Consider the following 25175-nt stretch of genomic DNA (forward strand, 5'->3'; position numbering starts at 1 on the left):
GCCTCTCAGTACTTCAGCAGGTTCGCGTCGTCGACCGACGAGGACCTGCGGGTCCGGAAGATGGTCATGATGATCGCCAGGCCCACCACGACCTCCGCCGCGGCCACCACCATCACGAAGAACGCGATGATCTGGCCGTCCAGGTTGCCGTGCATGCGGGAGAACGAGACGAACGCGAGGTTCGTCGCGTTCAGCATGAGCTCGACGCACATGAACACCACGATCGCGTTGCGCCGCACGAGGACGCCGAGCGCTCCGATGGTGAACAGGATCGCCGAGAGCGCCAGGTAGTGCCCCGGACTCATTGACCAGCCTCGCCTTCACTCGCGCCGCCGCCCGCGGCCGGCGACCCCGACTTGACCGCGCGTGACTCGGCGTCCGCGTCCTCGGCCTCTTCGGTGGCCGCCTTCACCGCGGCCACGTCCCGTTCGAGGGCCTCCTCCTCGGTGCCGCCGAACAGGTCGGCGTGCCGCTCCGCGGTGTCGGTGCGGGCGGCGATGACCGGGTTGACCGACAGCTCCGACGGCGTCCCGTCCGGCAGCAGCGCCGGCATGTCGACGGCGTTGTGCCGGGCATAGGTGCCGGGGCCGGGCAGCGGGCCCGGGTGGTCGCCGGACAGGAACCGCGCCTTGGACAGGTCCCGCTGCGTCGCCTTCGGCTCGGTGCGCTCCCGGTGCGCCAGCACCATCGCGCCCAGCGCCGCGGTGATCAGCAGGGCGCTGGTCGCCTCGAACGCGAACACGTACTTGGAGAACAGCAGCCGGGCCAGGCCGATCACGTTGCCCTCGGCGTTGGCCTGGTTCAGCCCGGCCGAGTCGCCGAGCGCGGCGTTGCCGAGCCCGACCGTCAGCAGGACGATGAAGCCGACCGCGGCGATCACCGCCCAGAAGCGCTGGCCCCGGATCGTCTCCACCAGCGAGTCGGTGGAGCTGACCCCGACGAGCATCAGCACGAACAGGAACAGCATCAGCACCGCGCCGGTGTAGACGATCACCTGGACGAACGCCAGGAACGGCGCGTTCTGGATCGCGTACAGCGCGGCGAGGCAGAGCATCACGGTCGCCAGCAGCAGCGCCGAGTGCACCGCCTTCCGCATGAAGATCATGCCGAGCGCGGCGAGCACCGACACGACGGCGAGCAGCCAGAAGAAGAACGGCTCGCCCGACTGCTTGTCGGCGACGTCGGCCGCGAGGACCTGCGCGCCGGCCAGGGAGGGCGTCATTTCCGATCACCGCCCTTGCGCGCCTTCTCCCGCTTGACGGCTTGGTCGACGCCGGCGCGTCCGCCGCCCTCGGAAGGCACGTTCGGAGCCGAAGGCGCTCCGGGGGGCGTGGGGGGTCGTCCCCCCTCGGAAGGCACGTTCGGCGCGTCTTCCGACTGGAGGCCGAGACGGTAGTAGTCCTCCTCGGTGTCGCCGAGCCGCATCTCGTGCGGCGGCGCCTCCATGCCCTCGCGCAGCGGCGCCAGCAGCATCTCCTTGGTGTAGATGAGGCTCTCGCGGCTGTCGTCGGCGAGCTCGTACTCGTTGGTCATCGTCAGCGCCCGGGTCGGGCACGCCTCGATGCAGAGACCGCAGAGGATGCACCGCAGATAGTTGATCTGGTAGGTGCGGCCGTACCGCTCGCCCGGCGAGTACCGCTCCTCCGCGGTGTTGTCGGCGCCCTCGACGAAGATCGCGTCAGCGGGGCACGCCCACGCGCACAGCTCGCAGCCGATGCACTTCTCCAGGCCGTCCGGCCACCGGTTGAGCTGATGGCGGCCGTGGAAGCGCGGCGCCGTCGGCTTCTTCACCTCGGGGTACTGAACGGTCTCGCTCTTCATGAACATCTGGTGGAACGAGACCCCGAACCCCTTGACCGGGTTCAGGAAATCAGTGAGTCCCACTGGTGACCTCCTCGGGAGGGTTTTCGATCGTGGCCTGCCCGCGCGGCTCCCGGGCGCGGCCGTGGTAGTGGGGCGCGTCCATCGGCGGCACCGGGTACCCGCCCGCGGCCGGGTCGGTCCGCGTGCCCGCCGCGGCCCCCGGGACGATCTCCTTGTCGTCCTCGCCGCGGAACATCTCCCAGACCACCGTGGCGACCAGCACGACCGCGGCGGCCACGGCGGCGACGATGACGATCTGCCGCATGTCGTAGCCGTCGTTGCGCAGCGCGCGGATGGTCGCGACCAGCAGGATCCAGCCGAGCGAGAAGGGCATCAGCACCTTCCAGCCGAGCTTCATCAGCTGGTCGTAGCGGACGCGCGGCAGCGTGCCGCGCAGCCAGACGAAGAAGAAGATGAACAGGAAGATCTTGACCAGGAACCACAGCACCGGCCACCAGCCGGAGTTGGCGCCGGCCCAGACCGTGGAGATCGGCGCGGGAGCGCGCCAGCCGCCGAGGAACATCGTGGTGGCGAGCGCCGACAGCGTCGCGAGGTTGATGTACTCCGCGAGGAAGAACATCGCGAACTTCAGCGACGAGTACTCGGTGTGGAAGCCGCCGACCAGCTCGCCCTCGCCCTCGGGCAGGTCGAACGGGATGCGGTTGGACTCGCCCATCATCGTGATCACGTAGACGACGAAGGACGGCGCGAGCAGCACCACGAACCACTTGTCCTGCTGCGCCGCGACGATCTGCGAGGTGGACATCGAGCCCGCGAACATGAACACCGCGACGAACGACAGGCCCATGGCGATCTCGTAGGAGATCATCTGCGCGGACGAGCGGAGCCCGCCGAGCAGCGAGTACGGCGACATCGACGACCAGCCGGCCAGCACGATGCCGTAGATCGCCATCGACGACATCGCGAGGACGAGCAGCACCGCGACCGGGAGGTCGGTGCCCTGCAGCGCCGTCTCGTGCCCGAAGATCGACACGCGCGGGCCGAACGGGATGATGATGAACGAGATGAACGCCGGGACGGCCGCCATCACCGGCGCGAGGATGAACACGACCTTGTCCACCTGGCGGGGGACGATGTCCTCCTTCAGCGCCAGCTTGATGCCGTCGGCGAGACCCTGCAGCAGGCCGAAGGGCCCGGCGCGGTTCGGGCCGACGCGCAGCTGCATCCGGCCGATGATCCGCCGCTCGATCCACATCGTCATCAGCACGGTCACGACGAGGAACGCGAAGATGACGAGGACCTTGCCGCCGATCAGCCACCACGGGTCGGTGCCGAAGCCCTCCAGCGCGGGGTCGGCCGCCGGCGCGGCCGGGACGGCGGCGGGGAGCGGGCTCATTCGGCACCTCCAGCGTTCCCGTTCGCGCTCGCGAGCGCCCCGCTCGCGATCTTGACGATGCCGCCCGCGGCCGCGCCCAGGTCCCGGTACAGCGCGCAGCCGGCCGAGTTCGTCGGCAGCCACACCACCCGGTCGGGCAGGTCGGGGGTGATCTCCAGCGGGAGCGTGACCTCGCCGCGCGGCCCCGACACCGTCACCGCCGCGACCGCGCCGATCTCCGCGGCCGTCGCGGGCGACAGCCGGGCGACCGCGTCCTTGGCGGTGCCCGCGAGGAACGGCTCGCCGTCCTGGAGGCGGCCCCGGTCCAGCAGCAGCCGCCACGTCGCGAGCAGCGCCTCGCCCTGCTCGGGGTGCGGAGGCAGCGGCTGCGCCACGTCCGGCGCGTCCGAGCGGGTGCCGCGGTAGGCGCCGAGGGCGGTCAGCTCGCGGCGCGCCGCGTCCGGCCCGGGCAGGCCGAGGTGGACGTCCATCTCGTCGGCGAGCGCCTGCAGGACCCGCAGGTCCGACATCCGCCCGGCCGACTTCAGCACGACGTCGAACGGCCGGCCGCGGCCCTCCCAGTCGACGAACGTCCCGGACTTCTCCGCGACCGCCGCGACCGGCAGGACGACGTCGGCGCGGTCGGTGACCGCGCTCGGCCGCTGCTCCAGGCTCACCACGAACGGGGCGGCCTCCAGCGCCCGCAGCATCGCCTCCGGGTCGGGCAGGTCGTAGGGGTCGACGCCGCCGACGAGCAGCGCGCCGCGCCGCCCCTCCACCGCCGCCGCGATGATGCCCGCGGTGTCCTCGCCGGGCCCGGTGGGCAGCTCCGCGACGCCCCACGCGCGGGCGACCTCGGCGCGCGCCTCCGGGTCGGTGACCGGACGGCCGATCGGCAGCAGCCCGGGCAGCGCCCCGGCCTCGATCGCGCCGCGCTCCCCGGCCCGGCGCGGCACCCATGCCAGCCTGGCGCCGGTGACCTGCGCCACCCGGACCGCCGAGGTGAGGGCGCCGGGGCTGGTGGCGAGCCGCTCGCCGACCAGGATGACGGCGCCGGGCGTCTCCAGCAGCGTCCGGACGTCGGCGCGGTCGTCGTCGCCGATGAGCGAGCCGAGCGTTTCGGCCTCCGCGCCGGGCGCGGTCGGCAGCAGCGTGCCGCCGAGCTTCGCCAGCCCGCGCGTCGCGAACGGCGCGGCGGCGTACACCGGGAGCCGGTTCTTGCGGAACGCCTTGCGGAGCCGCAGGAACACGATCGGCGACTCCTCCTCCGGCTCCAGGCCGGCGAGGAGGACGACCGGCGCCTTCTCCAGGTCGGAGTACGACACCTCGATGGAGCGTCCCGCCACGGACGAGGCGAGGAACCGCGACTCCTCGTCCGACAGCGGGCGGGCCCGGAAGTCGACGTCGTTGGTGCCGAGCGCGATCCGGGCGAACTTGGCGTAGGCGTAGGCGTCCTCAAGGGTGACGCGGCCGCCGGCCAGCACACCCGCGGAGCCGCGCGCCTCGGCGAGGCCGCGCGCCGCGATCGTGAGCGCCTCCGGCCACGACGCCGTCTCCAGCACGCCGTCCTCGTTGCGGACGAGCGGGTGGGTGAGGCGGTCGGGTTGCGTCCCGTAGGTGAAGGCCCAGCGGCCCTTGTCGCAGTTCCACTCCTCGTTGACCTGCGGGTCGTCCCCGGCCAGCCGGCGTGTGACCTTCCCGCGCCGGTGGTCGGTGCGCAGCGAGCAGCCGGACGCGCAGTGCTCGCAGACGCTCGGCTGCGACACGAGGTCGAACGGCCGGGACCGGAACCGGTACGCGGTGCCGGTCAGCGCGCCGACCGGGCAGATCTGCACGGTGTTGCCGGAGAAGTAGGAGTGGAACGGGTTACCGTCGGCGGTCCCGACCTCCTCCTTCGCACCCCGGGCGAACAGGTCGATGAACGGGTCGCCGGCGATCTGCTCGGAGAACCGGGTGCAACGCGTGCACTGGATGCAGCGTTCCCGGTCGAGCAGCACCTGGCTGGACAGCGGAAGCGGCTTCGGCCAGGTGCGCTTGGTCTCGGTGAACCGCGTCTCGCCGCGCCCGTTGGACATCGCCTGGTTCTGCAGCGGGCACTCGCCGCCCTTGTCGCAGATCGGGCAGTCCAGCGGGTGGTTGATGAGCAGGAACTCCATGATGCCGTGCTGGGCCTTGTCGGCCACCGGCGAGGTGAGCTGGGTCTTGACGACCATGCCCGGCATCACGGCGGTGGTGCAGGACGCCTGCGGCTTCGGCATCCCGCGGCCGTTCCCGGCGTCGGGGATCTCCACCAGGCACTGCCGGCAGGCGCCGATCGGGTCGAGCAGCGGGTGCTCGCAGAACCGGGGGATCTGGATGCCGAGCAGCTCGGCGGCCCGGATGATCAGCGTGCCCTTCGGCACCTCGATCTCGAAGCCGTCGATGGTGCAGGAGACCATCTCGACCTTCTCCACCGCCGACGCGTCGTCGGTGACGGTCACTTGGCACCTCCCCAGAGGGTGGACTTGGCCGGGTCGAAGGGGCAGCCGCGCTGCTCGAAGTGCTGGAGGTACTCGTCCCGGAACAGCTTGATGGACGAGACGACGGGGCTGGTCGCGCCGTCGCCGAGGGCGCAGAACGCGCGGCCGAGGATGTTGTCGGAGATGTCGAGCAGGGTCTCCAGGTCCTCCTCGGTGCCCTGGCCGGCCTCCAGCCGCTTCAGCATGAGCTTGTACCAGTAGGTGCCCTCGCGGCACGGCGTGCACTTGCCGCACGACTCGTGCGCGTAGAACTCCGACCAGCGCAGCACGGCCCGGACGACGCAGGTCGTCTCGTCGAAGATCTGCAGGGCGCGGGTGCCGAGCATGGACCCGGCGGCGCCGACGGACTCGAAGTCCAGCGGCACGTCCAGGTGCTCCTCGGTGAAGAGCGGCGTGGACGACCCGCCGGGCGTCCAGAACTTCAGCCGGTGGCCCTCCCGGACGCCGCCCGCCATGTCGAGCAGCTCCCGCAGCGTGATGCCGAGCGGCGCCTCGTACTGGCCGGGCCGGGTGACGTGCCCGGACAGCGAGAAGATCCCGAACCCCTGGGACTTCTCGGTGCCCATCGCGGCGAACCATTCCGGCCCGTTCCCGATGATCGCGGGAACCGACGAGATCGACTCGACGTTGTTGATGACGGTGGGTCCGCCGTACAGGCCCGCCACGGCCGGGAAGGGAGGCTTCAGCCTGGGCTGACCGCGGAAACCCTCAAGGGAGTCCAGCAGCGCCGTCTCCTCGCCGCAGATGTAGGCCCCGGCGCCGCTGTGGACGACGACGTCCAGGTCGTAGCCGGACCCGAGGATGTCCTTGCCGAGGTAGCCGGCCTCGTACGCCTCCGCCACCGCCTGGTGGAGGCGGCGGATGACGTGCAGCACCTCGCCGCGCACGTAGATGAACGCGACGTTCGACCTGATCGCGTACGAGCTGATGACGATGCCCTCGACGAGCACGTGCGGATTGGCCATCATCAGCGGGATGTCCTTGCACGTGCCCGGCTCGGACTCGTCCGCGTTCACCACCAGGTAGCGCGGGTTCGGGCTCGTCGGCGGCAGGAAGCCCCACTTCATCCCGGTGGGGAAGCCGGCGCCGCCGCGGCCGCGGAGGCCGGAGTCCTTGACCGCCTGGACGATCTCGTCCGGCTCCATGCCGAGCGCCTTGCGCAGCGCCTTGTAGCCGCCGCCGCGCTCGTAGCCTTCGCGGGTGAAGGAGTCGGCCTGATCCCAGTTCTTGGTGAGGATCGGGGTCAGCGTGGTCACTTGTTCCGCCCCTCCTGGCTCCCGGGCTTCGCCTCGCCGGGGACGGGCCTGCCCGGCTCGTGCGGCGGCGCGGAGATCTGCTCCGGCTTCACCGGCTCCTCCGGGCGCTCGCGGTCGACGTCGCTGGACGGCGCCGTCCACCCCCGCTCCTGCGCGATCTTCAGGCCGACCAGCGACTCCGGCCCGGCCTGGACGCCCTCGCCGGCGCGCCCGTCCGGGAACCCGGCGAGCACGCGGGACGCCTCCTTCCAGGTGGCCAGGTGCTCGGCGCCGCGCGACGGAAGCACCTGCTTGCCCGAGCGCAGGTCGTCGACGAGCCGCTTCGCCTTCTCGGGAGTCATGTTGTCGAAGAACTCCCAGTTGACCATCATCACCGGCGCGAAGTCGCAGGCGGCGTTGCACTCGATCCGCTCCAGGCTGACCCTGCCGTCCGGGGTGGCCTCGTCGTGCCCGACCCCGGTGTGCTCGCTCAGCTCGTTCCAGATCTGGTCGCCGCCCATGATGGCGCACAGCGTGTTGATGCAGACGCCGACGTGGTACTCGCCGACCGGCGCGTGCTTGTACTGCGTGTAGAAGGTGGCGACGCCCATCACCTGCGCCGGGGTGATGCCGAGCTGCTCCGCGCAGAACTCGATCCCGTCCTCGGTGACGTGCCCCTCCTGCGACTGCACCAGGTGCAGCAGCGGCAGCAGCGCCGACCTCGGCCGCGGGTAGCGGCCGATGATCGCCTTGGCGTCCGCCTCCAGCCGCTCCCGAATCTCCGGTTCGTACGTCATCGGTCCACTCCCCCCATGACCGGGTCGAGGCTGGCGACCGCGGCGATGACGTCGGCGACCATGCCGCCCTCCGCCATCGCCGGGGTGGCCTGCAGGTTGACGAAGGACGGCTCGCGGAAGTGGACGCGGTACGGCCGGGTACCGCCGTCGCTGACCACGTGGGCGCCGAGCTCGCCGCGCGGCGACTCGATCGGCGCGTACGCCTGCCCCGCCGGCACCCGGAAGCCCTCCGTCACCAGCTTGAAGTGGTGGATCAGCGCCTCCATCGAGGTGCCCATGATGTGCGCGATGTGCCGGGGCGAGTTGCCCATGCCGTCCGCGCCGATGGCGAGCTGCGCCGGCCAGCCGATCTTCTTGTCCTCGATCATCACCGGGCCCTTGGCGGACTGCAGCCGGTCCAGGCACTGCTCGACGATCTTCAGGGACTGCTCCATCTCGTCCATCCGGACGAGGTAGCGGCCGTACACGTCGCAGGTGTCCTGCGTCGCGATCTCGAAGTCGTAGGTCTCGTAGCCGCAGTAGGGCTGCGACTTGCGCAGGTCCCACGGGATCCCGGTGGCGCGCAGGACGGGGCCGGTGACGCCGAGCGCCGTGCACCCGGTCAGGTCCAGGTACGCGACGTCCTTCGTCCGCGCCAGGTAGACCGGGTTGGCGTCCATCAGCTTGCGCAGCGCCTGGATCCGCTTCGGCATCCGGTCCAGGTAGTCGCGGATCTTGCTGGTCGCGCCGCTCGGCAGGTCCTGCGCGACCCCGCCCGGGCGGACGTAGGCCATGTTCATCCGCAGCCCGGTGATCTCCTCGAACAGGTCGAGGGTGTACTCGCGCTCGATGAAGCCGTTCAGCATGACCGTCGTCGCGCCGAGCTCCAGCCCGAACGTGGCGATCGCGACCAGGTGCGAGGAGATCCGGTTCAGCTCCATCATCATCACGCGGATGATCTGGGCCCGCTCCGGGACCTGCTCGGTGATGCCGAGCAGCTTCTCCACGCTCAGGCAGTACGCCGTCTCGTTGAAGATCGGCGCCAGGTAGTCCATCCGGGTGCAGAACGTGGTGCCCTGCGTCCAGGTGCGGAACTCCATGTTCTTCTCGATGCCGGTGTGCAGGTACCCGATGCCCACCCGGGCCTCGTTCACCGTCTCACCGTCGAGCGTCAGGATGAGCCGGAGCACGCCGTGCGTGGACGGGTGCTGCGGGCCCATGTTGACGACGAGCCGCTCGTCGCCGAGGTCCTCGGCGCCCGCGACGACCTGGTCCCAGTCCTGCCCGTTGACGTCGAAGACCTTGCCCTCGGCCGCCTCTTCCGCGGCGTAGGCGTCGTACTCGGTGTACTTCGTGGAGCTCATGCGTACGACCGCCTTTCGTCGGGCGGCGGGATCTCCGCCCCGCGGTATTCGACGGGGATGCCGCCGAGAGGGTAGTCCTTGCGCTGCGGATGCCCCACCCAGTCGTCGGGCATCTCGATCCGCGTGAGCGCCGGGTGACCGTCGTAGACGATCCCGAAGAAGTCGTAGGTCTCCCGCTCGTGCCAGTCGGCGGTCGGGTACACCGGCACCAGCGACGGGACGTGCGGGTCGGCGTCGGGGCAGGTCACCTCCAGCCGGACGCGCCGGTTGTGCGTGATCGACAGCAGGTGCACGACGGAGTGCAGCTCGGCGCCCTCGTCCTTCGGGTAGTGGACGCCCGACACGCCGGAGCACAGCTCGAAGCGCAGCGACGGGTCGTCGCGCATCGTCCGGGCGACCTCGACCAGGTACTGGCGCCGCACGAAGAACGTGAGCTCACCGCGGTCGACGACGACCCGCTCGATCGCGTCCCCGAAGTCGGGGCCCGCCTTCTCCGCGGACGACTCCGAGGAGCCGAGCGCCCGTTCGAGCTCGTCGGCGATCTCGTCGAACTCGCCGGCCTCGGCCGCGCCGCCGGGCCCGCCGTAGGGGCGCTGCGCGGACACCTTCGGACTCTGCCGGACGACCAGGCCGCCGTAGCCGGACGTGTCGCCGGTCGTCTTCGCGCCGAACATCCCCTTGCGGACGACCGGTTGTTCCTGACGGTCTTCAGGGGCGTGCGCGGGAAGCTGGTCGGCGCCCTGCTCGGCCCGCTGCTCAGGATGCTGCGAACTCATCGCGACCACCTCCTGGGGGGCCGACCCCCCAGACCCCCCGGCAACTGCGCGTGAACGCTGACCTGCACTCCGCTGCGCTCCGTTCCGGTCATCGTTCACGCTCCCTGTCCCAGCAAAGGCAGCTGGCGGCGCTTGGCCTCTTCGAGCTCGGCGATCTGCTTCGCGCGCTGCGCCCCGAGCTTGGTGTTGTTGATCTTGTCGTGCAGCTTCAGGATCGCGTCCAGCAGCATCTCCGGCCGCGGCGGGCAGCCCGGCAGGTAGATGTCGACCGGGACGATGTGGTCCACGCCCTGCACGATCGCGTAGTTGTTGAACATGCCGCCCGACGACGCGCACACGCCCATCGCGATGACCCACTTCGGCTCGGTCATCTGGTCGTAGATCTGCCGCAGCACCGGCGCCATCTTCTGGCTCACCCGGCCCGCGACGATCATCAGGTCGGCCTGCCGCGGCGTCGCCGAGGCACGCTCCATCCCCCAGCGGGAGAAGTCGTGCCGGGGGTCGCCGGTCGCCATCATCTCGATCGCGCAGCAGGCCAGGCCGAACGTCGCCGGCCACATCGAGCTGCTGCGCCCCCACCCGGCGAGCTTCTCGACCGTGGTCAGCAGGAAGCCGCTGGGGAGTTTCTCCTCAAGACCCATCTCAGTCCCACTCCAGACCGCCGCGCCGCCAGATGTAGGCGTACGCCACGAGGACGGTGACGATGAAAAGAACCATCTCGACAAGGCCGAACAGCCCCATCCGGTCGAACGCGACCGCCCAGGGATAGAGGAAGATGATCTCAATGTCGAAGACGATGAACAGCATCGCCGTCAGGTAGTACTTCACCGGGAAGCGCCCGCCGCCCACCGGCTGCGGGGTCGGCTCGATGCCGCACTCGTAGGCGTCCAGCCGGGCCCGGTTCCACCGCTTGGGCCCCGTGAGCGCGGCCATTCCCACCGAACCGGCCGCGAAGGCGAAGGCGAGCACCCCAAGCACGATGATCGGAATATAGAGATCCATATCCCTACAGCCTCTCCTCGGGACGTACGACGTTGTACGGGGCGGGCCGTCTGCGACCCGCCACCCTAGCCAAGGTGATCAATAGCGCTCCCCTCAGGGGGTCGGGTACTGCACTTTAGTCCGCTCACCTGCGGAAGCTTGCATTTCATGCCGCCGGCGCCACCTTCTGCATCGCGTTGATGACCCGGTCCATCGCGTCCCCGCCCTTCGGGTCGGTCAGGTTCGCCAGCAGCTTGAGCGTGAACCGCATCAGCGTCGGGTGCGGCAGGCCGTGCGCGGTGAGGAACTTCATGATCCGCGGGTCGCCGATCGCCTGCACGAACAGGCGGGCGAGCGTGAAGTAGCCGCCGTGCTGGTCCTTCAGGATGCGCGGGTACTCGTACAGGGTCCGCTCGCGCTGCGCCGGGGTACGGCGGGCGAGCGCCTGCACCATGATGTCGGCGGCCAGCCGGCCGGACTCCAGCGCGTAGTCGATGCCCTCGCCGTTGAACGGGTTGATCATGCCGCCGGCGTCGCCGACGAGCAGCATCCCGCGGGTGTAGTGCGGCTGCCGGTTGAAGCCCATCGGCAGCGCCGCGCCGCGGATCTTGGACGTCGCGTGGTCCTCGTCGAACTGCCAGTCCTCCGGCATCTGCGCGCACCAGCGCTTCAGCATGCCGCGGTAGTCGACGCTCTGGAACGCCTTGCTGGTGTTGAGCAGGCCGAGCCCGACGTTGGACGTCCCGTCGCCGACGCCGAACACCCAGCCGTAGCCGGGCAGCAGGCGCTGGCCGTCCCACAGCTCCAGCCACGCCTCCATGAAGTCGTCGTCGTGGCGGGGGGTCTGGAAGTAGCGCCGGACCGCGACGCCCATCGGGCGGTCCTCGCGCCGGCGCAGCCCCATGGCGAGCGACAGCCGCGTCGAGTTGCCGTCGGCCGCGACGACGAGCGGCGCGCGGAACTCGATCTCCTCGCCGCCGTACTCGGCGGTGACGCCGACGATGCGGTCGGTGCGCTCGTCCAGGATGGGGCCGGTGACGGTGCAGCCCTGCAGGAGCTTGGCGCCGGCCTTGGCGGCGTGCTCGGCGAGGAGCTGGTCGAGGTCGGTGCGCTTGCGGACGAGCCCGTAGTCGGGGAAGGACGCGAGCTCCGGCCAGGGCAGCTCGACCTTCACGCCGCCGCCGTAGATGCGCAGGCCCTTGTTGCGGCCCCAGCCCGGGTCGTTGACGTCGACGCCCATGCCGATGAGGGCGCGCACGGCCCGCGGGGTGAGGCCGTCGCCGCAGATCTTGTCGCGCGGGAAGGTGGCCTTCTCCAGCAGGTGGACGTCCAGTCCGGCCTGCGCGAGCCAGTAGGCGGTCGACGATCCGGCGGGGCCCGCCCCGACGACGATGGCATCCGCGTGTCGGGTGGAGTCGGTCACGATGGTTCCTTCGCTCGTTCGCTTGTGAAGTACTTCACAAGGATCCGTTGGGGAGTCTATTCCTTTATCACGACTGGTGGGTACTTCTGGGGCGGTCCGAGTTTGGAGCGGTCCGGGCCCCCGGGCCTGTCGCCGGCCCGGGGAGGGCTCAGCCGGGGTTGACGGCGTGGTGCAGCGCGGCGACCCCGAACGTGAGGTCGCGCCAGCGCACCTCGCCCCAGCCCGCGTCCTGGATCAGCCGCGCCAGCGCCGCCTGGTCCGGCCAGGCCAGCGTCGACTCGGCGAGGTAGCGGTAGGAGTCGGGGTTGGAGCTGACCCGGGCCAGCAGCGGGAGCCCGTACCGCAGGTGCGCCCGGTGGCCGAGCGCCAGCAGCGCGTTCGGGGGGTGGCTCACCTCGCAGACCAGCAGCCGCCCGCCCGGCTTGGCGACCCTGCGGAGCTCGCGCAACGCGCGTCCGGTGACGGCGACGTTGCGCAGGCCGAAAGAGATGGTGACGGCGTCGAAGGAGGCGTCCGCGAAAGGGAGGCGCAGCGCGTCACCCGCCACGAAGCTCAGCCCCCGGGCGCCGCCCGGCCGCCCCCGGCCGTGCCGGCGCACCCCGACGCGCAGCATGCCGAGCGAGAAGTCGCACGCGACCGTGTCGGCGCCGGCCTCGGCGAACGGCACCGACGAGGTGCCCGTCCCCGCCGCGAGGTCGAGGACGCGCTCACCCGGCCTGGCCGCCAGCGCCCGGACGACCTCCCGGCGCCAGCGCCGGTCCTGGCCGCCGGTCATCAGCGTGTTCAGCAGGTCGTACCGCTCGGCGGTGCCGTCGAACATCGCCGCGACGTCGGCGGGCTGCTTGTCGAGTGAGGCGCGGGTCATGCCCCCACCCTAAGAGGCCGCCCGCACCGCCGGACGCGAGGGGCGCGCGGTGTCGGCCGGCGCGGTGTCACTCGACGCGGAGGCGCGCGGTGTCACTCCGCGCGGGGCGCGCCGTCCTCCTTGCCGATCGACTTCTCGAAGCGCTCCCGCTGGGCGCGCACGCCCCGGGTGACGGTGGCCGACATCCTGTCCCGCTGGGCGGACAGCAGCACGTAGCTGACGATCCCGCTGATCAGCAGGGCCAGCAGCAGGAGCAGGTATCCGCGGGCCCCGAAGAGCGCGAGCACGCCCGCGGTGGCCGCGAAGATCGCGAGCCGCGCGAGGGTGTAGAAGAGGACGGAACGCATGACCCTTCGAGGGTATCCCCGCGATCCCGCCGCCCCCGCCCGGGGTCGCGGAGGCGGCTACCCCCGCTCCAGCACCTCCAGCAGGAGGGCGGGGTCCACGTTGCCGCCGGAGAGGATCGAGACGTAGGTCCGGCCCTCCGGAAGCTCCGCGCGGTGGTGGAGGTAGGCGGCGGTGGCCACGGCCCCGGCCGGCTCGGCGATGAGGCGCGCCTCGCGGGCGAGGCGGCGCATCGTCCGGCGGATCTCGTCCTCGGTCACCGTGACGATGCCGTCCACGTACGCGCGCATGTGCGCGAACGGCAGGTCGCCGACCTGCTGGACGCGCAGCGCGTCGGCGACCGTGCGGGCGGTCTCCTCCGCCGTCCAGGCGACCGGGCGCCCGGCGGCCATCGACTCGCGGGCGTCCGCGGCCAGCTCCGGCTCGACGCCGATCACCTTCGCCTCGGGGCGCAGCTCCTTCACCGCCGTGGCGATGCCCGCGAGCAGCCCGCCGCCGCTGACCGGGACGAGCACCACGTCCACGTCCGGCCGGTCCTGGACGATCTCCAGCCCGGCGGTGCCCTGGCCCGCGATGACCCGCGCGTCGTCGTAGGGCGGGATCATCGTGAAGCCGTGCGCGGCCTGGAGCTTGCGAGCGGTCTCCACGCGGGCCTGCGACGTCGGCTCGACGTGGACGACCTCGGCGCCGAGCGCGATGCACGCGTCGACCTTCACGCCCGGGGCGGTGTGCGGCATGACGAGGACGGCCCGGATGCCGAGGGCGCGGGCGGCGTAGGCGACGGCCTGCGCATGGTTGCCGCTGGAGTGGGTCACGACGCCGCGCTCGCGCTCCCGCGGTTCCAGCGACGCGATCGCGGAGTACGCGCCGCGGATCTTGAAGGCGCCGATCGGCTGCAGCGACTCGGCCTTCACGAACAGCGACGGCTCTTCCGCGCCGCCGCCGGCGGGGGCGGGGTCGCGGGGAAAGGGGACGAGCGGTGTCCGGAGGGCGACGCCCGCGATGCGCTCGGCGGCCCGCTCGATATCCGGCGGCGAAACGAGATCCGACATGTCCGGGAGACTACTTCGGGCGCCGTTCCTCCCGATCCGCCGGGGACGGCCTTTCGGGACGCGTCTCGGGCGTGACTTGGCAGGTCAAACGGGGTCAGCGTGATCCCTGTGACCCATGCCGCGATTACCGTTCGTCATCGCGCCAGCTCGGCGAACTACGGTCGGTGATCTTTTGCGAAAACAAGGGAGAAATCGGTCTTGACCCGCCACACTGTAAACAGTCCACCCGCGCCGAGAGCGGGACAAAGGGGGAGAGAAAACGTGGAGAGCACGAGCGAGCGCCTGCTGACCCCTGGGGAGGTCGCCGCCCTCTTCCGGGTCGACCCGAAGACGGTCACCCGGTGGGCCGCCGCGGGCCGGATCAGCAGCATCCGCACTCCGGGAGGCCACCGGCGCTTCCGCGAGTCCGAGGTGCACGCGCTGCTGCGCGGCGAGGAGCCCGTCGCCGAGCATTCGGCCCGCTGACGAGGACCCAGCCGCCCGGACTGCCGCGCCGAAAGGCAGTCCCTCCGCCGGGCGGCCGGGACGCCTCCCCGCGCGCTCAGTCCTCCCGGCCCCCCGCCTTCCACTCCTCGAACCGGCGGAGCAGATCCGCGTCCTCGTCCCGCCACCGGCGCCGCCGGTCCTCCAGCTCCTCCTCCGTGAGCGACTCGTCGAGCAGCCGGTCGTAGTCGGGGTCGTCCGGACCGATCTCGATGTACGCGTCGGCGATGATCCGTCCCTCGCGCGCCTCGTCCCCGGCCTCACCGGACCCGCCCTCGGCGGACTCCGCGTCGCCGGACTCGGCGAGCACGCTGTGGGGCACCCGGAGCGTGCCGTCGGGGAGCCGGATCACGTACATCGTCGTTCCCCTTCGCTCTGCGCCGCCGCACGGCCTGCCACCGCGGCCTCCTAGATCCCGTACCGGCGGTTGAAGAACAGCATGACCTCCAGGGCCGTCCGGATGTTGCCGGCGAGCATATCCACCAGCGCCGGCCGCTGCCGGGACGAGATCGCGGCGAACGCGTCGGCGAAGAACTCGCGGCGGCCGAGCGCGTCCGGCTGCCGGTGGAACTCGCTCGCGAGGTGCGGGCGGCACTCCTCGTACAGCGCGCGGAAGGCGGGGCTGTCGGAGGTCCACTCGCCGTCGTCGCCGTCGATGTCGTCGAGCGCGTGGCCGACCTCGTGCAGCATGACGTCCGGCGTCGGGGACGGCCGGTCCCCCACGACGATCTTGTGGTCGCCGTAGGCGCCGGCGCAGATGTCCCATGTGGCGCGGCCCGACGGCAGCGGGCGGTCGCGCAGGTGGCCCATGTCGTCCAGCTGCGGGACGCCGCCGGGGCCGACGTAGATGCCGTCCAGCCCGTCCGCGAGCTTCTCCTTCAGCGGCTCCGGCAGCGACGCCAGGCTGTCGACGGCCCCGATCACCTCCGGGGGCGGCGGGCCCTCCCGGACGTCCCACTGCCGGTAGAGGACGCTCTCCAGCACGCCGCAGTGGCGGCGGCCGTCGGCGGCGTGCGGCGTGCCCGGCGGGTAGGGCTCCACGCGCAGCCGCTCGTCCTCCAGCTCGAAGTCGCGCCAGGAGTAGTCGCCCGCCCGCGGCCGGCCGTGCCCGCGCCGCCCGAACCGGCCGGTCAGCCCGCGCGGCCCGCCCGCCGTGTCGACGGGCCCGGCGGCGTCGGGACGGTCCCGTCCGACCGCGTAGTCGTCGTCGCGGCCCGCCTTGCGGAAGCGGCCGAACCGGTCGCGGGGCTGGTTGCTGCGCGGCCGCACCTGCCCGGAGTCGGGCGGGGACGGCGCGTAGGCGACGTCGTCCGCGGCCGCGTCCGGGCGGTGCCGGCCGCCGCGGAACGCCTCCCGGGGTCGCATCTCCCGGGTCTTGCGGTGCACGCCTTTGAAGCGCATCGGGCTCCTCTGTCAGCGGGGACCCGCGGGGGTGCCGCGCGGCGTCCGCGCGACCGGGTCCCGGAGGAAGGGTAAGCCGGAACCCGACATTCCGTCATCCCGGGGAGTCACGGGACAGGGCCGCCCAGGAGGTGTCAGGCGTAGGAGTGCAGGCCGGAGAACATGTAGTTCACGCCGAAGAAGTTGAAGAGCAGCGCCGCGAACGCCAGCAGCGACAGGTACGCGGCCTTGCGGCCCCGCCACCCGGCGGTGGCGCGGGCGTGCAGGTAGGCGGCGTAGACGACCCAGGTGATGAAGGACCAGATCTCCTTGGGGTCCCAGCCCCAGTAGCGGCCCCACGCCTGGTCGGCCCAGATCGCGCCCATGATGATCGCGGCCGTCCAGATCGGGAACGCGAACATCGTGACCCGCATCGAGAGCCGGTCGAGGCTCTCCACCGACGGGATGCGCGCCAGCACGCCGCCCGCGGCGACGCCGCCGCGCGCCTCCGCGCGGTCCTTGACCAGGTACAGGACGGTGGCGGCGCCCGCGACGGTGAACGCGCCGGTCGCGACGATCGCGGCGGTCACGTGGATGGCGATCCAGTAGGAGTTCAGCGCCGGGCTGACCGGGCCCACCGAGTCGTACAGCCAGATGTTGGCGACGCCCAGCGCGATGGCCGCGGCGGCCATCACGAACGCGCCGAGGAACCGCGCGTTGTACCGGACCATCACGACGATGAACGCGGTGACGGCGGCGAACGAGATGGCGGTGAGGAACTCGTACATGTTGCCCCACGGCCACCGGTTCGCGGCCAGCCCGCGGGTCACCAGGACGCCGAGGTGCGCGCCCCAGCCGAGCACGTTCAGCAGCACGGCGAGGCGGATCCAGTCGACCCGGGGACGCTCGGCCGCGTCCCCGGCGCTGTCCCCTTCCGCGACCGTTTCCGGGTCCACCCTGGCGGGGGAACCGTCGGAGGCCGCGGCCCCGGCGGAGCCCACCAGCACCTTCGCCCCCGCCTTCGCCGGGACGGCCTCGGCCCCCGCGGCGGTGCCGGCCACCGCGCGGCGGCGGCCGAAGCCCAGGTCGGCGGCGTAGGCGACCAGCGCGATGACGTACATCAGCACGGTGGTCAGCATGAGCTTGTCGCTCAGGTTCGCGAGGTCGGCGTTGCTCACCTCGTCACTCCTTCGGTTCGGTCGCCGGCCCGGAGGGGCGGTCGGCGGGCTCGGTCTCGCCGGACTCGGTGCCGGCCCCGTCTCCCGGGGCGGGCTCGCCGTCCAGGGCGGGCTCGTCGTCGGAACCGCGCAGCGCGGCCACGATCTCGTCGAACTCGGGGGTCGGGTTCCCCAGCGTGAGGCCGCCGACCTCCACCACCGTACGCCCGCTCTCTCCGGCGCTCGCACGGACCCACACCCTGCGGCGCCGGACCATGAACGAGGTCGCGACGCCGAGCACCGCGAGGACGGCGGCGATCAGCGCGGGGATGCGTCCGGGGTCGTGGTTGACCGACAGGCTCGTCCACTCCCGGAGCCCGTCGAACGTGATGGAGCCGGCCCCGTCGGGGAGCGTGAACGTCTCCCCCGGCTCCAGCAGCTTCTGGCCGCCCTTGACGGGATGGAGCGTCTTGCCGATGCCCTCCAGCTTGTAGACCGACTGGGGGCTGCCGGAGTCCAGCCCGATGTCGCCCTTGAAGGAGGAGATCGTGACGACGGGGCGGATCGGCGCGGGGAACGCCGAGACGATCTGCTTGCCGTCCTCGCTGGCGACCGCGGTCGGCCACAGGATCGCGTAGAAGGCGAGCTGGTCGGGCTGCGAGTCCGGGACCTTGATGACACCCTCGGACGTCAGGTTCCGCGGCTCCAGTTCCAGGAACGGCACCGAGTCCTGGAACGCCACGTTGCCCTTGGCGTCCCGGACGGTGAACACCGGCGCGTACCCGTGCCCGAGCAGGTACACCTTGGCGCCGCCGACCTTCAGCGGATGGTTCAGCCGCAGGTCGTACTTCTTCTCCTTGCCGTCCGGCGTCGCCCGGTAGCGGATGTGCGCGTCGAACGCGGTGGCCTGACCGCGCTTGTCGCCCTTGGGCTCGTACTCGGCCTTGAAGTCGTCGAGCGTGACCGTGAACGGGGCGAGCTCGCCGCCCTGGAAGGCCCGTCCGGGCGTGAACTGGTCGTACTGGCTCAGCGAGTTCGCGAACGTCTTGCCCTCGCCGAGCAGGACGTTGCCGCGGTAGCCGAACAGGTTCCCGAGGCCGAGCGCGAACAGCAGGGCGAGCAGCGCCAGGTGGAACAGCAGGTTGCCCGACTCGCCCAGGTAGCCCTTCTCGGCGGACGCGGCGCCGCCGGAGACGTCCACCCGGAACCTGCGCCGCCGCAGGACCTGCCGGGCCTCGGCGAGGACGTCGTCGGGCGCCGCGTCCGTCTCGTACGTCGCGGACTGCGGCAGCCGGCCCAGGTTGCGCGGCGCCGCCGGGGGGCGCGCCCGCATCGACCTGTAGTGCTTCACGGCGCGCGGGATGACGCAGCCCGCCAGCGACACGAACAGCAGGATGTAGATCGCCGCGAACCAGGGCGCGGCGAACACGTCGAACATCGAGAACCGGTCGAGCCACGGCCCGAGCGCCTCGTGCTCCTCCAGGTAGGCCGCTACCTTCTCGGGGGCCTGCCCGCGCTGCGGAAGGACCGAGCCCGGCACCGCGCCGAGCGCGACCAGGAACAACAGGATCAGCGCGGTCCGCATCGTGGTGAGCTGCCGCCAGCCCCACCGCAGCCAGCCGAGCGGCCCGATGCCGGAGGGCCGCGGAACCTCCTCCGGCGCCTGCCGCCCGGCCGGGGAGTCCATGGCAGAAGACTCGGTGGCCTGGACGTCGTGCTCGATCTCAGTCATCTCATATCACCGGTTCGAAGCCGCTGATCCACGACTTCAGCTCGATGGTCAGGTCACCCCACAGGCCGCTCACCAGCAGCACCCCGATGAGGACGAGCATCCCCCCGCCGGTCCGCATCACCAGGGGGTAGTGGCGCTTCACGGCGCCGAACGCGCCGAGCGCGTAGCGGTAGGCGAGCGCGGTGGCGACGAACGGAAGCCCGAGCCCCGCACAGTACGCCAGGGACAGCAGTGCGCCCCGTCCGGCGCTCGCCTCCGTGACGGCGAGGCTCTGCACCGCCCCGAGCGTCGGGCCGATGCACGGCGTCCAGCCGAGGCCGAACAGGACGCCGAGGAGCGGCGCCCCGGCGAGGCCGGCGGCCGGGAGGCGCCCCGACTTCATCGTCCGCTGCAGGCCGGGGACCAGACCCATGAACGCCAGCCCGAACACGATCGTGACGGCGCCGAGGACGCGGGTGATCGAGTCCTGGTACTCCAGCAGCCACCGGCCGAGGCCACCGAAGATCACCCCGTAGCTGACGAACACGGCGCTGAACCCCGCGACGAACAGCAGCACGCCGGCGAGGAGCCGCCCGCGCCGCTGCTCGGCGATGTCGACGCCGGTCATCCCCGTCACGTACGACAGGTAGCCGGGGACGAGCGGCAGGACGCAGGGGGAGGCGAACGAGACCAGCCCGGCGAGGGCCGCCAGCGGCGCCGCCACCACCAGCGACCCGCTCGCGACCGTCTCGCCGATGGGGCTCACCGCTCTGCGAGGGCCTTGGCGACCAGCGGGTTCAGCTTCGAGTACGTCGTCGCGCCGATGATCCGGGCGGCGACGCGGCCCTGCCGGTCCAGCACCAGCGTGCTCGGGATCGCGCTCGGCGGGACCTCCCGGAACGCCAGCGTGACCTGGCCGTCCGCGTCGAACAGGCTCGGGTAGGTGACCTTGAACTTGCGCTCGAACGCCTGCGCGTTGGGCTTGGAGTCCTTGAAGGCGACGCCGAGGAACTCCACGCCCTTCGCCTTGTTCTCGTCGTAGACGTGCTGGAGGGACGGCGCCTCGCCGCGGCACGGCGCGCACCACGACGCCCAGAAGTTGACGACCACGACCTTGCCCTTGAACTCCGACAGCGCGAACGGCTTGCCGTCGAGGCGCTGCCCGCCGACGTCCCGGACGCTCTTGCGGTCGGCGGGCTTGTACTCGGTCACGTTCCCGTCGCCGGCGATGAAGCGGTTCTCGCCGCCGTCCGGCCCGTTCTCCGCGGCGCCCGTCCCGGCGCAGCCGGCCAGCAGCCCGGCCAGCGCGACGGCAGCGGCGGCGGCGCGGAGCGGGGGGGTTCGGCGGGGGTTCAACGGACCCTCCTCCTACTACTACAGGACGTAGTACAACTTACCGGTGCGGTCAGGCGCCCGCGACACTGGGGCCCTTCGCGATCCCGGCCGCGGGCTCGCAGTAGGCGACCTCGACCAGCCGGCTGCCCTCGAACGTGAGGCTGGTGAGGCTGGCGAGCGCGCACTGCCGCCTGCTCGGATGGTGCCAGAGCCGGCGCCGCTCGGCGTGCAGCCGCAGGATCCAGATCGGCAGCTGGTGGCTGACGCACACGGCCTCGTGGCCGCGCGCCGCCTGCCTTGCCCGGATCACGGCGGCGCGCATCCGGGCGGCCAGCTCCCGGTACGGCTCGCCCCAGGACGGCCGGAACGGGTTGACCAGGTGCCGCCAGTGCTCGGGGCGGCGCAGCGAGCCGGCCCCGGCGCCGAACGTCAGCCCCTCGAAGTGGTTGTCGGCCTCGATCAGACGATCGTCCACCGTGACGGGCAGGTCCAGCGCGTCGGCCAGCGGCGCCGCCGTCTCCAGCGCCCGCTGCATCGGCGAGGAGAACAGCGCGGCGACGTCCCGGTCGCCGAACCACTTCGCGGCGGCCTTCGCCATGAGGACGCCGTCCTCGCTGAGGCGGTAGCCGGGCAGCCGCCCGTAGAGGACGCCCTCGGGATTGTGCACCTCGCCGTGCCGCAGGAGGTGAACGGTAGTCGTCTCAGTCATCGCCAGGTCAGATTACCCGCGCCACCAGCCGCTCCCGTCCACCGGCCGGGCCACTGGGACACGGCTCAGCGGCGGGTGGACGCGACGAAGTCGGCGATGCGCTTCGCGGCGCGGTCGAGGTCGGCCTTGGCGGGTCTGCCCTCCTGCACGCCCTGGATGTACCAGTAGGTGAGCGCGGCGGTGCAGATGTCGGCGTTGGCCAGCGGCGCGGTGCAGGAGATCGGCCACGCCACGCCCTTGGTGCCGAGCGTGGACAGCCTGGCCGACACGTAGGGGGACGGCGGCGCCTCGCTCGGCGTCTCGGCGACGATCATCGCCCGCACGCCGGAGACCCCGGTCGGGATGTCCTGCCGCCCGGTCAGGGAGGACGTGCAGTCGCCGGTCTCCTCGCGCTCCCGCACGGCCTGCGGGGAGTCGGGGAAGTACTGGCACAGCGAGCTCCTGATCCCGCCGACCGACCCCTGCCACTCCTGGACGACCCTCGCGGTCCGGACGTCCCCGGCGGTGCTGAGGCCCGAGTTGACGCCCATCGACCCCTCGCATCCGCCGCCCTCGGGGCCGATCACCGGACCCTGCTGCGTCCAGTAGACGACGGTGTCGCGGGGCATCCGCACCTGGACGGGGAGCGTCACCCTCGCCGGGCCCGGCGACACGCTGATCGGCCCGCCGCCCGGCCCGGTGACCGGGCAGCTCCGCACGTCCGCCACCGTGGCCGCCGCCCTCGTCGCGGTGGGCCTCGGCTCGGGGTCCTGCCGGGTGACGCGGTCGACGCCGACGGCGGTGACGCCGACGACCACGACCGTCCCGACGGAGACCGCGGTCAGCCCGGCGCCGCTGCCGAGGAACGCCTTCACCGCGGAGCCCCCGGCGACCTTGCCCGCGGTGGACGCCGTCCCCGACACCGCGCCGGCCGTGCCCCCCGCGCCCGCGGTGCCCGCCGCACCCGCGGTACCCGCCGCGCCGGCCGCCCCGGCGCCGGGCACCAGCCAGGCGGCGAGCGGGAACAGCGCGGCGAGGGCGGCGGCGGACACGGCGAGGGTCCGGACGCCGCGCGCCTCCCAGTCCGCGCCGTAGGTCTCGCGGGCGGTGCGCTCCAGGTCGTCCACGAAGGGGGCGGCGCCGTCCGGGCGGTCCTCGGGCGCCTTGGCCATCCCGCGCCGGACCAGGTCGCGGAGCGCCTCCGGCACGTCCCCGACCGGGACGTCACCGGTCAGGTGGGCGCTCATCAGCGCCGCCCGGTCGCCGGTGTAGGGTCGCCGCCCGGTCACGCACTCCACGAACACGCAGGTCGCCGCGTACACGTCGGACGCGGGCGTGGCGACGTGCCGGCTCCACTGCTCGGGCGCCATGTAGTACGGGGTCCCGGCGCCGCCGGCCTCCCGCCCGGCCGGGGCGGCGATGCCGAAGTCGACGAGGCGGCTGCGCCCGTCCGCCGGGACCACCACGTTCGCGGGCTTGTAGTCGCGGTGGACGACGCCGACGGCGTGCGCGGCGGCCAGGCCCAGCAGCGAGCCCTTCAGGACGGCCAGGGACGCCTCAGGGCCGAGCGCCCCGTGCCGCGCCAGCAGCTCCTTGAGGGAGACCCCGTCGACGGCCTCCATGATGATGGCGCTGGTCTCCGGGCCCTCGATGAGCCGGAAGAGCCGCGCGACGTGCGGGCTGTCCGCCTGGCCGAGCATCAGCGCCTCGTGCCGCAGCCGCTCCCGCTCGGCCTCGTCCGCACCGGTCGCCAGGTACTTGATCGCGACGGGCGTGCCGGACGCCTCGTGCCGGGCGAGCACGACCCGCCCCTGCGCGCCCGCGCCGAGCTCCCGCACCTCCGCGAACCCGTCGGCCCGCCATTCGCCGTCCACGTGCCCACCGCCGCCACTCGATCCAGGGGAAAACGTCCGGTAAGACGATCATGCCCCGAACTAGGTTCGGACGGATCACCCGGGCGCGCCCACCAGCTCCGCGGCATCGGCCGGGACGGCGGCGCGCAGCGCGGTGAGGGCGGCGCGGATCGCGGGACGCCGGGCGGCCTCCTCGCGCCACACCGCGTACACGCGGCGGGACAGCGGAGCCGACAGCGGCACGATCGCCACCCCCGGCGGCACGTCGCAGCGGCCGAGGCGGGGCAGGATCACGTTGCCGAGCCCGGCGGCCACGAGCGACAGCTGCGTCGCGAACTCGTAGGCCATGTGGTCGATGCGGGGTTCGCTGTCGATGGCGCGCAGCGTGCGCAGGAGCCAGTCGCAGCAGATGCTGTCGGGCGAGGAGCTGATCCACGGGTCGCCGGCGAGCTCCTTCAGGTCGATCGTGTCGCGCCCGGCCAGCTCGTGGCCGGCCGGCAGCGCCACGTCGGCGACGTCGTCGCAGATGACGCCCTTGTGCAGGCCCTCGGGCAGCGGCAGCGGCTCGTTGTTCCAGTCCTGGACGACGGCCATGTCGAGGTCGCCGCGCAGCACGAGCGGCATGCTCTGCATCGGGTCCTCTTCGCGGAGCAGGACGCGCAGGTCGGGGTGGTCGGTGCGCAGGGTCCGCAGCGCGGCGGGCATGAGCCCGCGGACGGCGGTGGGGAACGCGGCGACGGTGAGCTGCCCGACGACGGAGCCGCGGTGCGCCTCCAGGTCGGCCTGCGCCTGCTCGACCAGCGACAGGATCCGCTCCGCGTGCGCGACCAGCAGCTCGGCCGCGTCGGTGAGGCGGACGCCGCGGCCGTTGCGTTCGAGGAGCTTCTGGCCGGTCTCGCGCTCCAGCTTGGCGAGCTGCTGGGAGACCGCCGACGTGGTGACGTGCAGGACGTCGGCGGCGGCGCTGACCGACCCGTAGGTCGCGACGGAGTGCAGGGCGCGCAGCCGTTCCAGATCAAGCATGAAGCAATACTAAAGCGAGGTGTCAAGAAGTTCTCGCTTGTCCTAAAGCAAGTGTTTCCTCACGATCGGGTTATGAGCACCCGCCACGTCCTGCTGGCCACCCTGATCGCCGCGCTCTGGGGCTTCAACTTCGTGCCGATCAAGGTGGCGCTGGACGACCTGCCGCCGCTGCTGATGGGCGCGGTGCGGTTCACGGCCGCGGCGGTGCCCGCCGTCTTCTTCGTCCGGCGGCCGCCGGTCGCGGCGCGCTGGCTCGTCCTGGTGGGGGTCCCGCTCGGCGTGGGCCAGTTCGGGCTGCTCTTCCTCGGCATGAGCCTCGGCATGCCCGCGGGCCTGGCCTCGGTCGTCCTCCAGGTCCAGGCGATCTTCACGGCGCTGTTCGCGGCCGTGCTGCTGCGCGAGCGGCCCGGCGCCCGGCAGATCGGGGGGATGGTCGTGGCGTTCGGCGGCGTGACGCTGCTCGGCCTGGCGCAGGCGGAGGGCGGCAGCCCGGTGGGCGCGTTCCTGATCAGCCTGCTGGCCGCGGCCAGCTGGGGGCTCGCCAACGTGGCGATGCGCCGGATGAACCAGACCGCCGGGGAGCCGGTCGACGCGTTCGGGTTCATGGTGTGGATGTCGCTCGTCCCGCCCCTCCCGCTCTTCGCGCTGTCGCTGATCTTCGAGGGTCCGGCGGCCGTTCCCGCCGCGGCGCGCGACCTGACGCTCCCGGGCGCCGCCTCCATGGCGTTCATCGCCTACGTCTCGACGCTGTTCTGCTTCGGCGCCTGGGGCTGGCTGATCCGCCGGTACGAGGCCGGCACGGTCGCCATGTACTCGCTGCTCGTCCCGCCGTTCGGCCTCGCCTCCGCGACCGTCCTGCTCGGCGAGCACGTGGACCCGGTGCGGCTCACCGGCGCCGCGCTGGTCATCGCGGGGGTCGCGGCCGGCAGCCTCCGCCTGCGGCTCCGCCGCCCCGCGGCCGCGGACGTCCCGCCGGCACCCGGCATCGCTCCGGCACGCACGAGGTGAGA

At 72.2% G+C, this 25175-nt stretch carries 26 protein-coding genes; 2 read left to right on the forward strand and 24 right to left on the reverse strand.

Features of this window, described 5'->3' with window-relative positions:
• Positions 1 to 5 precede the first annotated feature (5 nt).
• The 15 genes from nuoK to ABGB11_RS16170 all read right to left on the reverse strand — a co-directional run bounded on the left by nuoK (position 6) and on the right by ABGB11_RS16170 (position 14535).
• Positions 6 to 305 carry an NADH-quinone oxidoreductase subunit NuoK gene (nuoK, locus tag ABGB11_RS16100; protein ID WP_021593191.1) on the reverse strand — a complete coding sequence of 100 codons (300 nt, stop codon included), beginning with the start codon at positions 303 to 305 and terminating at the stop codon, positions 6 to 8.
• Positions 302 to 1222, reverse strand: a complete 921-nt coding sequence (locus ABGB11_RS16105) for an NADH-quinone oxidoreductase subunit J (protein ID WP_347633413.1) — start codon at positions 1220 to 1222, stop codon at positions 302 to 304. Before ABGB11_RS16105 ends, nuoK begins: the two co-directional genes overlap by 4 nt.
• Complete coding sequence (nuoI, locus tag ABGB11_RS16110) at positions 1219 to 1884, reverse strand: NADH-quinone oxidoreductase subunit NuoI (RefSeq protein ID WP_347633415.1); 666 nt, start codon at positions 1882 to 1884, stop codon at positions 1219 to 1221. Before nuoI ends, ABGB11_RS16105 begins: the two co-directional genes overlap by 4 nt.
• Positions 1871 to 3220: an NADH-quinone oxidoreductase subunit NuoH gene (gene nuoH / locus ABGB11_RS16115; RefSeq protein ID WP_347633417.1), complete on the reverse strand. Its 1350-nt coding sequence runs from the start codon at positions 3218 to 3220 to the stop codon at positions 1871 to 1873. Before nuoH ends, nuoI begins: the two co-directional genes overlap by 14 nt.
• Positions 3217 to 5679, reverse strand: a complete 2463-nt coding sequence (locus ABGB11_RS16120; protein WP_347633419.1) for an NADH-quinone oxidoreductase subunit G — start codon at positions 5677 to 5679, stop codon at positions 3217 to 3219. Before ABGB11_RS16120 ends, nuoH begins: the two co-directional genes overlap by 4 nt.
• Positions 5676 to 6974, reverse strand: a complete 1299-nt coding sequence (gene nuoF, locus ABGB11_RS16125) for an NADH-quinone oxidoreductase subunit NuoF (protein ID WP_347633421.1) — start codon at positions 6972 to 6974, stop codon at positions 5676 to 5678. Before nuoF ends, ABGB11_RS16120 begins: the two co-directional genes overlap by 4 nt.
• Positions 6971 to 7750 (reverse strand): NADH-quinone oxidoreductase subunit NuoE, encoded by a 780-nt coding sequence (nuoE, locus tag ABGB11_RS16130; protein ID WP_347633423.1) that lies wholly within the window; start codon positions 7748 to 7750, stop codon positions 6971 to 6973. Before nuoE ends, nuoF begins: the two co-directional genes overlap by 4 nt.
• Entirely contained in the window at positions 7747 to 9093 is a 1347-nt protein-coding gene (locus ABGB11_RS16135) for an NADH-quinone oxidoreductase subunit D (RefSeq protein ID WP_347633425.1), read from the reverse strand. The genes nuoE and ABGB11_RS16135 overlap by 4 nt, the downstream gene beginning before the upstream one ends.
• Positions 9090 to 9869 carry an NADH-quinone oxidoreductase subunit C gene (locus tag ABGB11_RS16140; RefSeq protein WP_347633427.1) on the reverse strand — a complete coding sequence of 260 codons (780 nt, stop codon included), beginning with the start codon at positions 9867 to 9869 and terminating at the stop codon, positions 9090 to 9092. Before ABGB11_RS16140 ends, ABGB11_RS16135 begins: the two co-directional genes overlap by 4 nt.
• A 95-nt stretch (positions 9870 to 9964) precedes the next feature.
• Positions 9965 to 10510: an NADH-quinone oxidoreductase subunit B gene (locus ABGB11_RS16145; protein WP_021593182.1), complete on the reverse strand. Its 546-nt coding sequence runs from the start codon at positions 10508 to 10510 to the stop codon at positions 9965 to 9967.
• Position 10511: 1 nt separating this feature from the next.
• Entirely contained in the window at positions 10512 to 10871 is a 360-nt protein-coding gene (locus ABGB11_RS16150; RefSeq protein WP_132201706.1) for an NADH-quinone oxidoreductase subunit A, read from the reverse strand.
• A gap of 145 nt (positions 10872 to 11016) precedes the next feature.
• Complete coding sequence (locus ABGB11_RS16155; protein WP_347633430.1) at positions 11017 to 12273, reverse strand: geranylgeranyl reductase family protein; 1257 nt, start codon at positions 12271 to 12273, stop codon at positions 11017 to 11019.
• Positions 12274 to 12421: 148 nt separating this feature from the next.
• A complete protein-coding gene (locus ABGB11_RS16160) occupies positions 12422 to 13138 on the reverse strand; it encodes a demethylmenaquinone methyltransferase (RefSeq protein WP_347633432.1) in 717 nt (238 codons plus the stop codon).
• A gap of 92 nt (positions 13139 to 13230) precedes the next feature.
• Positions 13231 to 13485: a DUF4229 domain-containing protein gene (locus ABGB11_RS16165; RefSeq protein ID WP_347633434.1), complete on the reverse strand. Its 255-nt coding sequence runs from the start codon at positions 13483 to 13485 to the stop codon at positions 13231 to 13233.
• A 57-nt stretch (positions 13486 to 13542) separates the two neighbouring features.
• Positions 13543 to 14535, reverse strand: coding sequence for a threonine/serine dehydratase (locus ABGB11_RS16170; RefSeq protein WP_347633436.1), 993 nt, complete (start codon positions 14533 to 14535; stop codon positions 13543 to 13545).
• A gap of 261 nt (positions 14536 to 14796) precedes the next feature.
• On the opposite strand from ABGB11_RS16170, the gene ABGB11_RS16175 reads away from it, so the two are divergent.
• Positions 14797 to 15000, forward strand: coding sequence for a BldC family transcriptional regulator (locus tag ABGB11_RS16175; RefSeq protein ID WP_021593176.1), 204 nt, complete (start codon positions 14797 to 14799; stop codon positions 14998 to 15000).
• A gap of 76 nt (positions 15001 to 15076) precedes the next feature.
• On the opposite strand, the gene ABGB11_RS16180 is transcribed toward ABGB11_RS16175, so the two are convergent.
• The 9 genes from ABGB11_RS16180 to ABGB11_RS16220 all read right to left on the reverse strand — a co-directional run bounded on the left by ABGB11_RS16180 (position 15077) and on the right by ABGB11_RS16220 (position 24165).
• Positions 15077 to 15376, reverse strand: a complete 300-nt coding sequence (locus tag ABGB11_RS16180; RefSeq protein ID WP_347633438.1) for a hypothetical protein — start codon at positions 15374 to 15376, stop codon at positions 15077 to 15079.
• Between the two features lie 50 nt (positions 15377 to 15426).
• Entirely contained in the window at positions 15427 to 16419 is a 993-nt protein-coding gene (locus ABGB11_RS16185) for a hypothetical protein (protein WP_347633440.1), read from the reverse strand.
• Positions 16420 to 16553: 134 nt separating this feature from the next.
• The gene (gene ccsB, locus ABGB11_RS16190; RefSeq protein ID WP_347633442.1) at positions 16554 to 17576 is read right to left on the reverse strand and encodes a c-type cytochrome biogenesis protein CcsB; all 1023 of its coding nucleotides are present in this window, start codon (positions 17574 to 17576) and stop codon (positions 16554 to 16556) included.
• A gap of 4 nt (positions 17577 to 17580) precedes the next feature.
• Positions 17581 to 19287, reverse strand: a complete 1707-nt coding sequence (locus tag ABGB11_RS16195; protein WP_347633444.1) for a cytochrome c biogenesis protein ResB — start codon at positions 19285 to 19287, stop codon at positions 17581 to 17583.
• A gap of 1 nt (position 19288) precedes the next feature.
• Positions 19289 to 20023: a cytochrome c biogenesis protein CcdA gene (locus ABGB11_RS16200; RefSeq protein ID WP_347633683.1), complete on the reverse strand. Its 735-nt coding sequence runs from the start codon at positions 20021 to 20023 to the stop codon at positions 19289 to 19291.
• Positions 20024 to 20028: 5 nt separating this feature from the next.
• Positions 20029 to 20622, reverse strand: coding sequence for a TlpA disulfide reductase family protein (locus ABGB11_RS16205; RefSeq protein WP_347633446.1), 594 nt, complete (start codon positions 20620 to 20622; stop codon positions 20029 to 20031).
• 49 nt (positions 20623 to 20671) lie between these two features.
• Positions 20672 to 21310, reverse strand: coding sequence for a histidine phosphatase family protein (locus ABGB11_RS16210; RefSeq protein ID WP_347633448.1), 639 nt, complete (start codon positions 21308 to 21310; stop codon positions 20672 to 20674).
• A gap of 65 nt (positions 21311 to 21375) precedes the next feature.
• Complete coding sequence (locus ABGB11_RS16215; RefSeq protein ID WP_347633450.1) at positions 21376 to 23163, reverse strand: serine/threonine-protein kinase; 1788 nt, start codon at positions 23161 to 23163, stop codon at positions 21376 to 21378.
• A 75-nt stretch (positions 23164 to 23238) separates the two neighbouring features.
• Positions 23239 to 24165: a LysR substrate-binding domain-containing protein gene (locus tag ABGB11_RS16220; protein WP_347633452.1), complete on the reverse strand. Its 927-nt coding sequence runs from the start codon at positions 24163 to 24165 to the stop codon at positions 23239 to 23241.
• 72 nt (positions 24166 to 24237) lie between these two features.
• On the opposite strand from ABGB11_RS16220, the gene ABGB11_RS16225 reads away from it, so the two are divergent.
• Positions 24238 to 25173: an EamA family transporter gene (locus ABGB11_RS16225; protein WP_347633454.1), complete on the forward strand. Its 936-nt coding sequence runs from the start codon at positions 24238 to 24240 to the stop codon at positions 25171 to 25173.
• Positions 25174 to 25175: the final 2 nt, after the last annotated feature.

This window comes from Actinomadura sp. B10D3 (assembly GCF_039871695.1).
Classification (GTDB): domain Bacteria; phylum Actinomycetota; class Actinomycetes; order Streptosporangiales; family Streptosporangiaceae; genus Spirillospora; species Spirillospora madurae.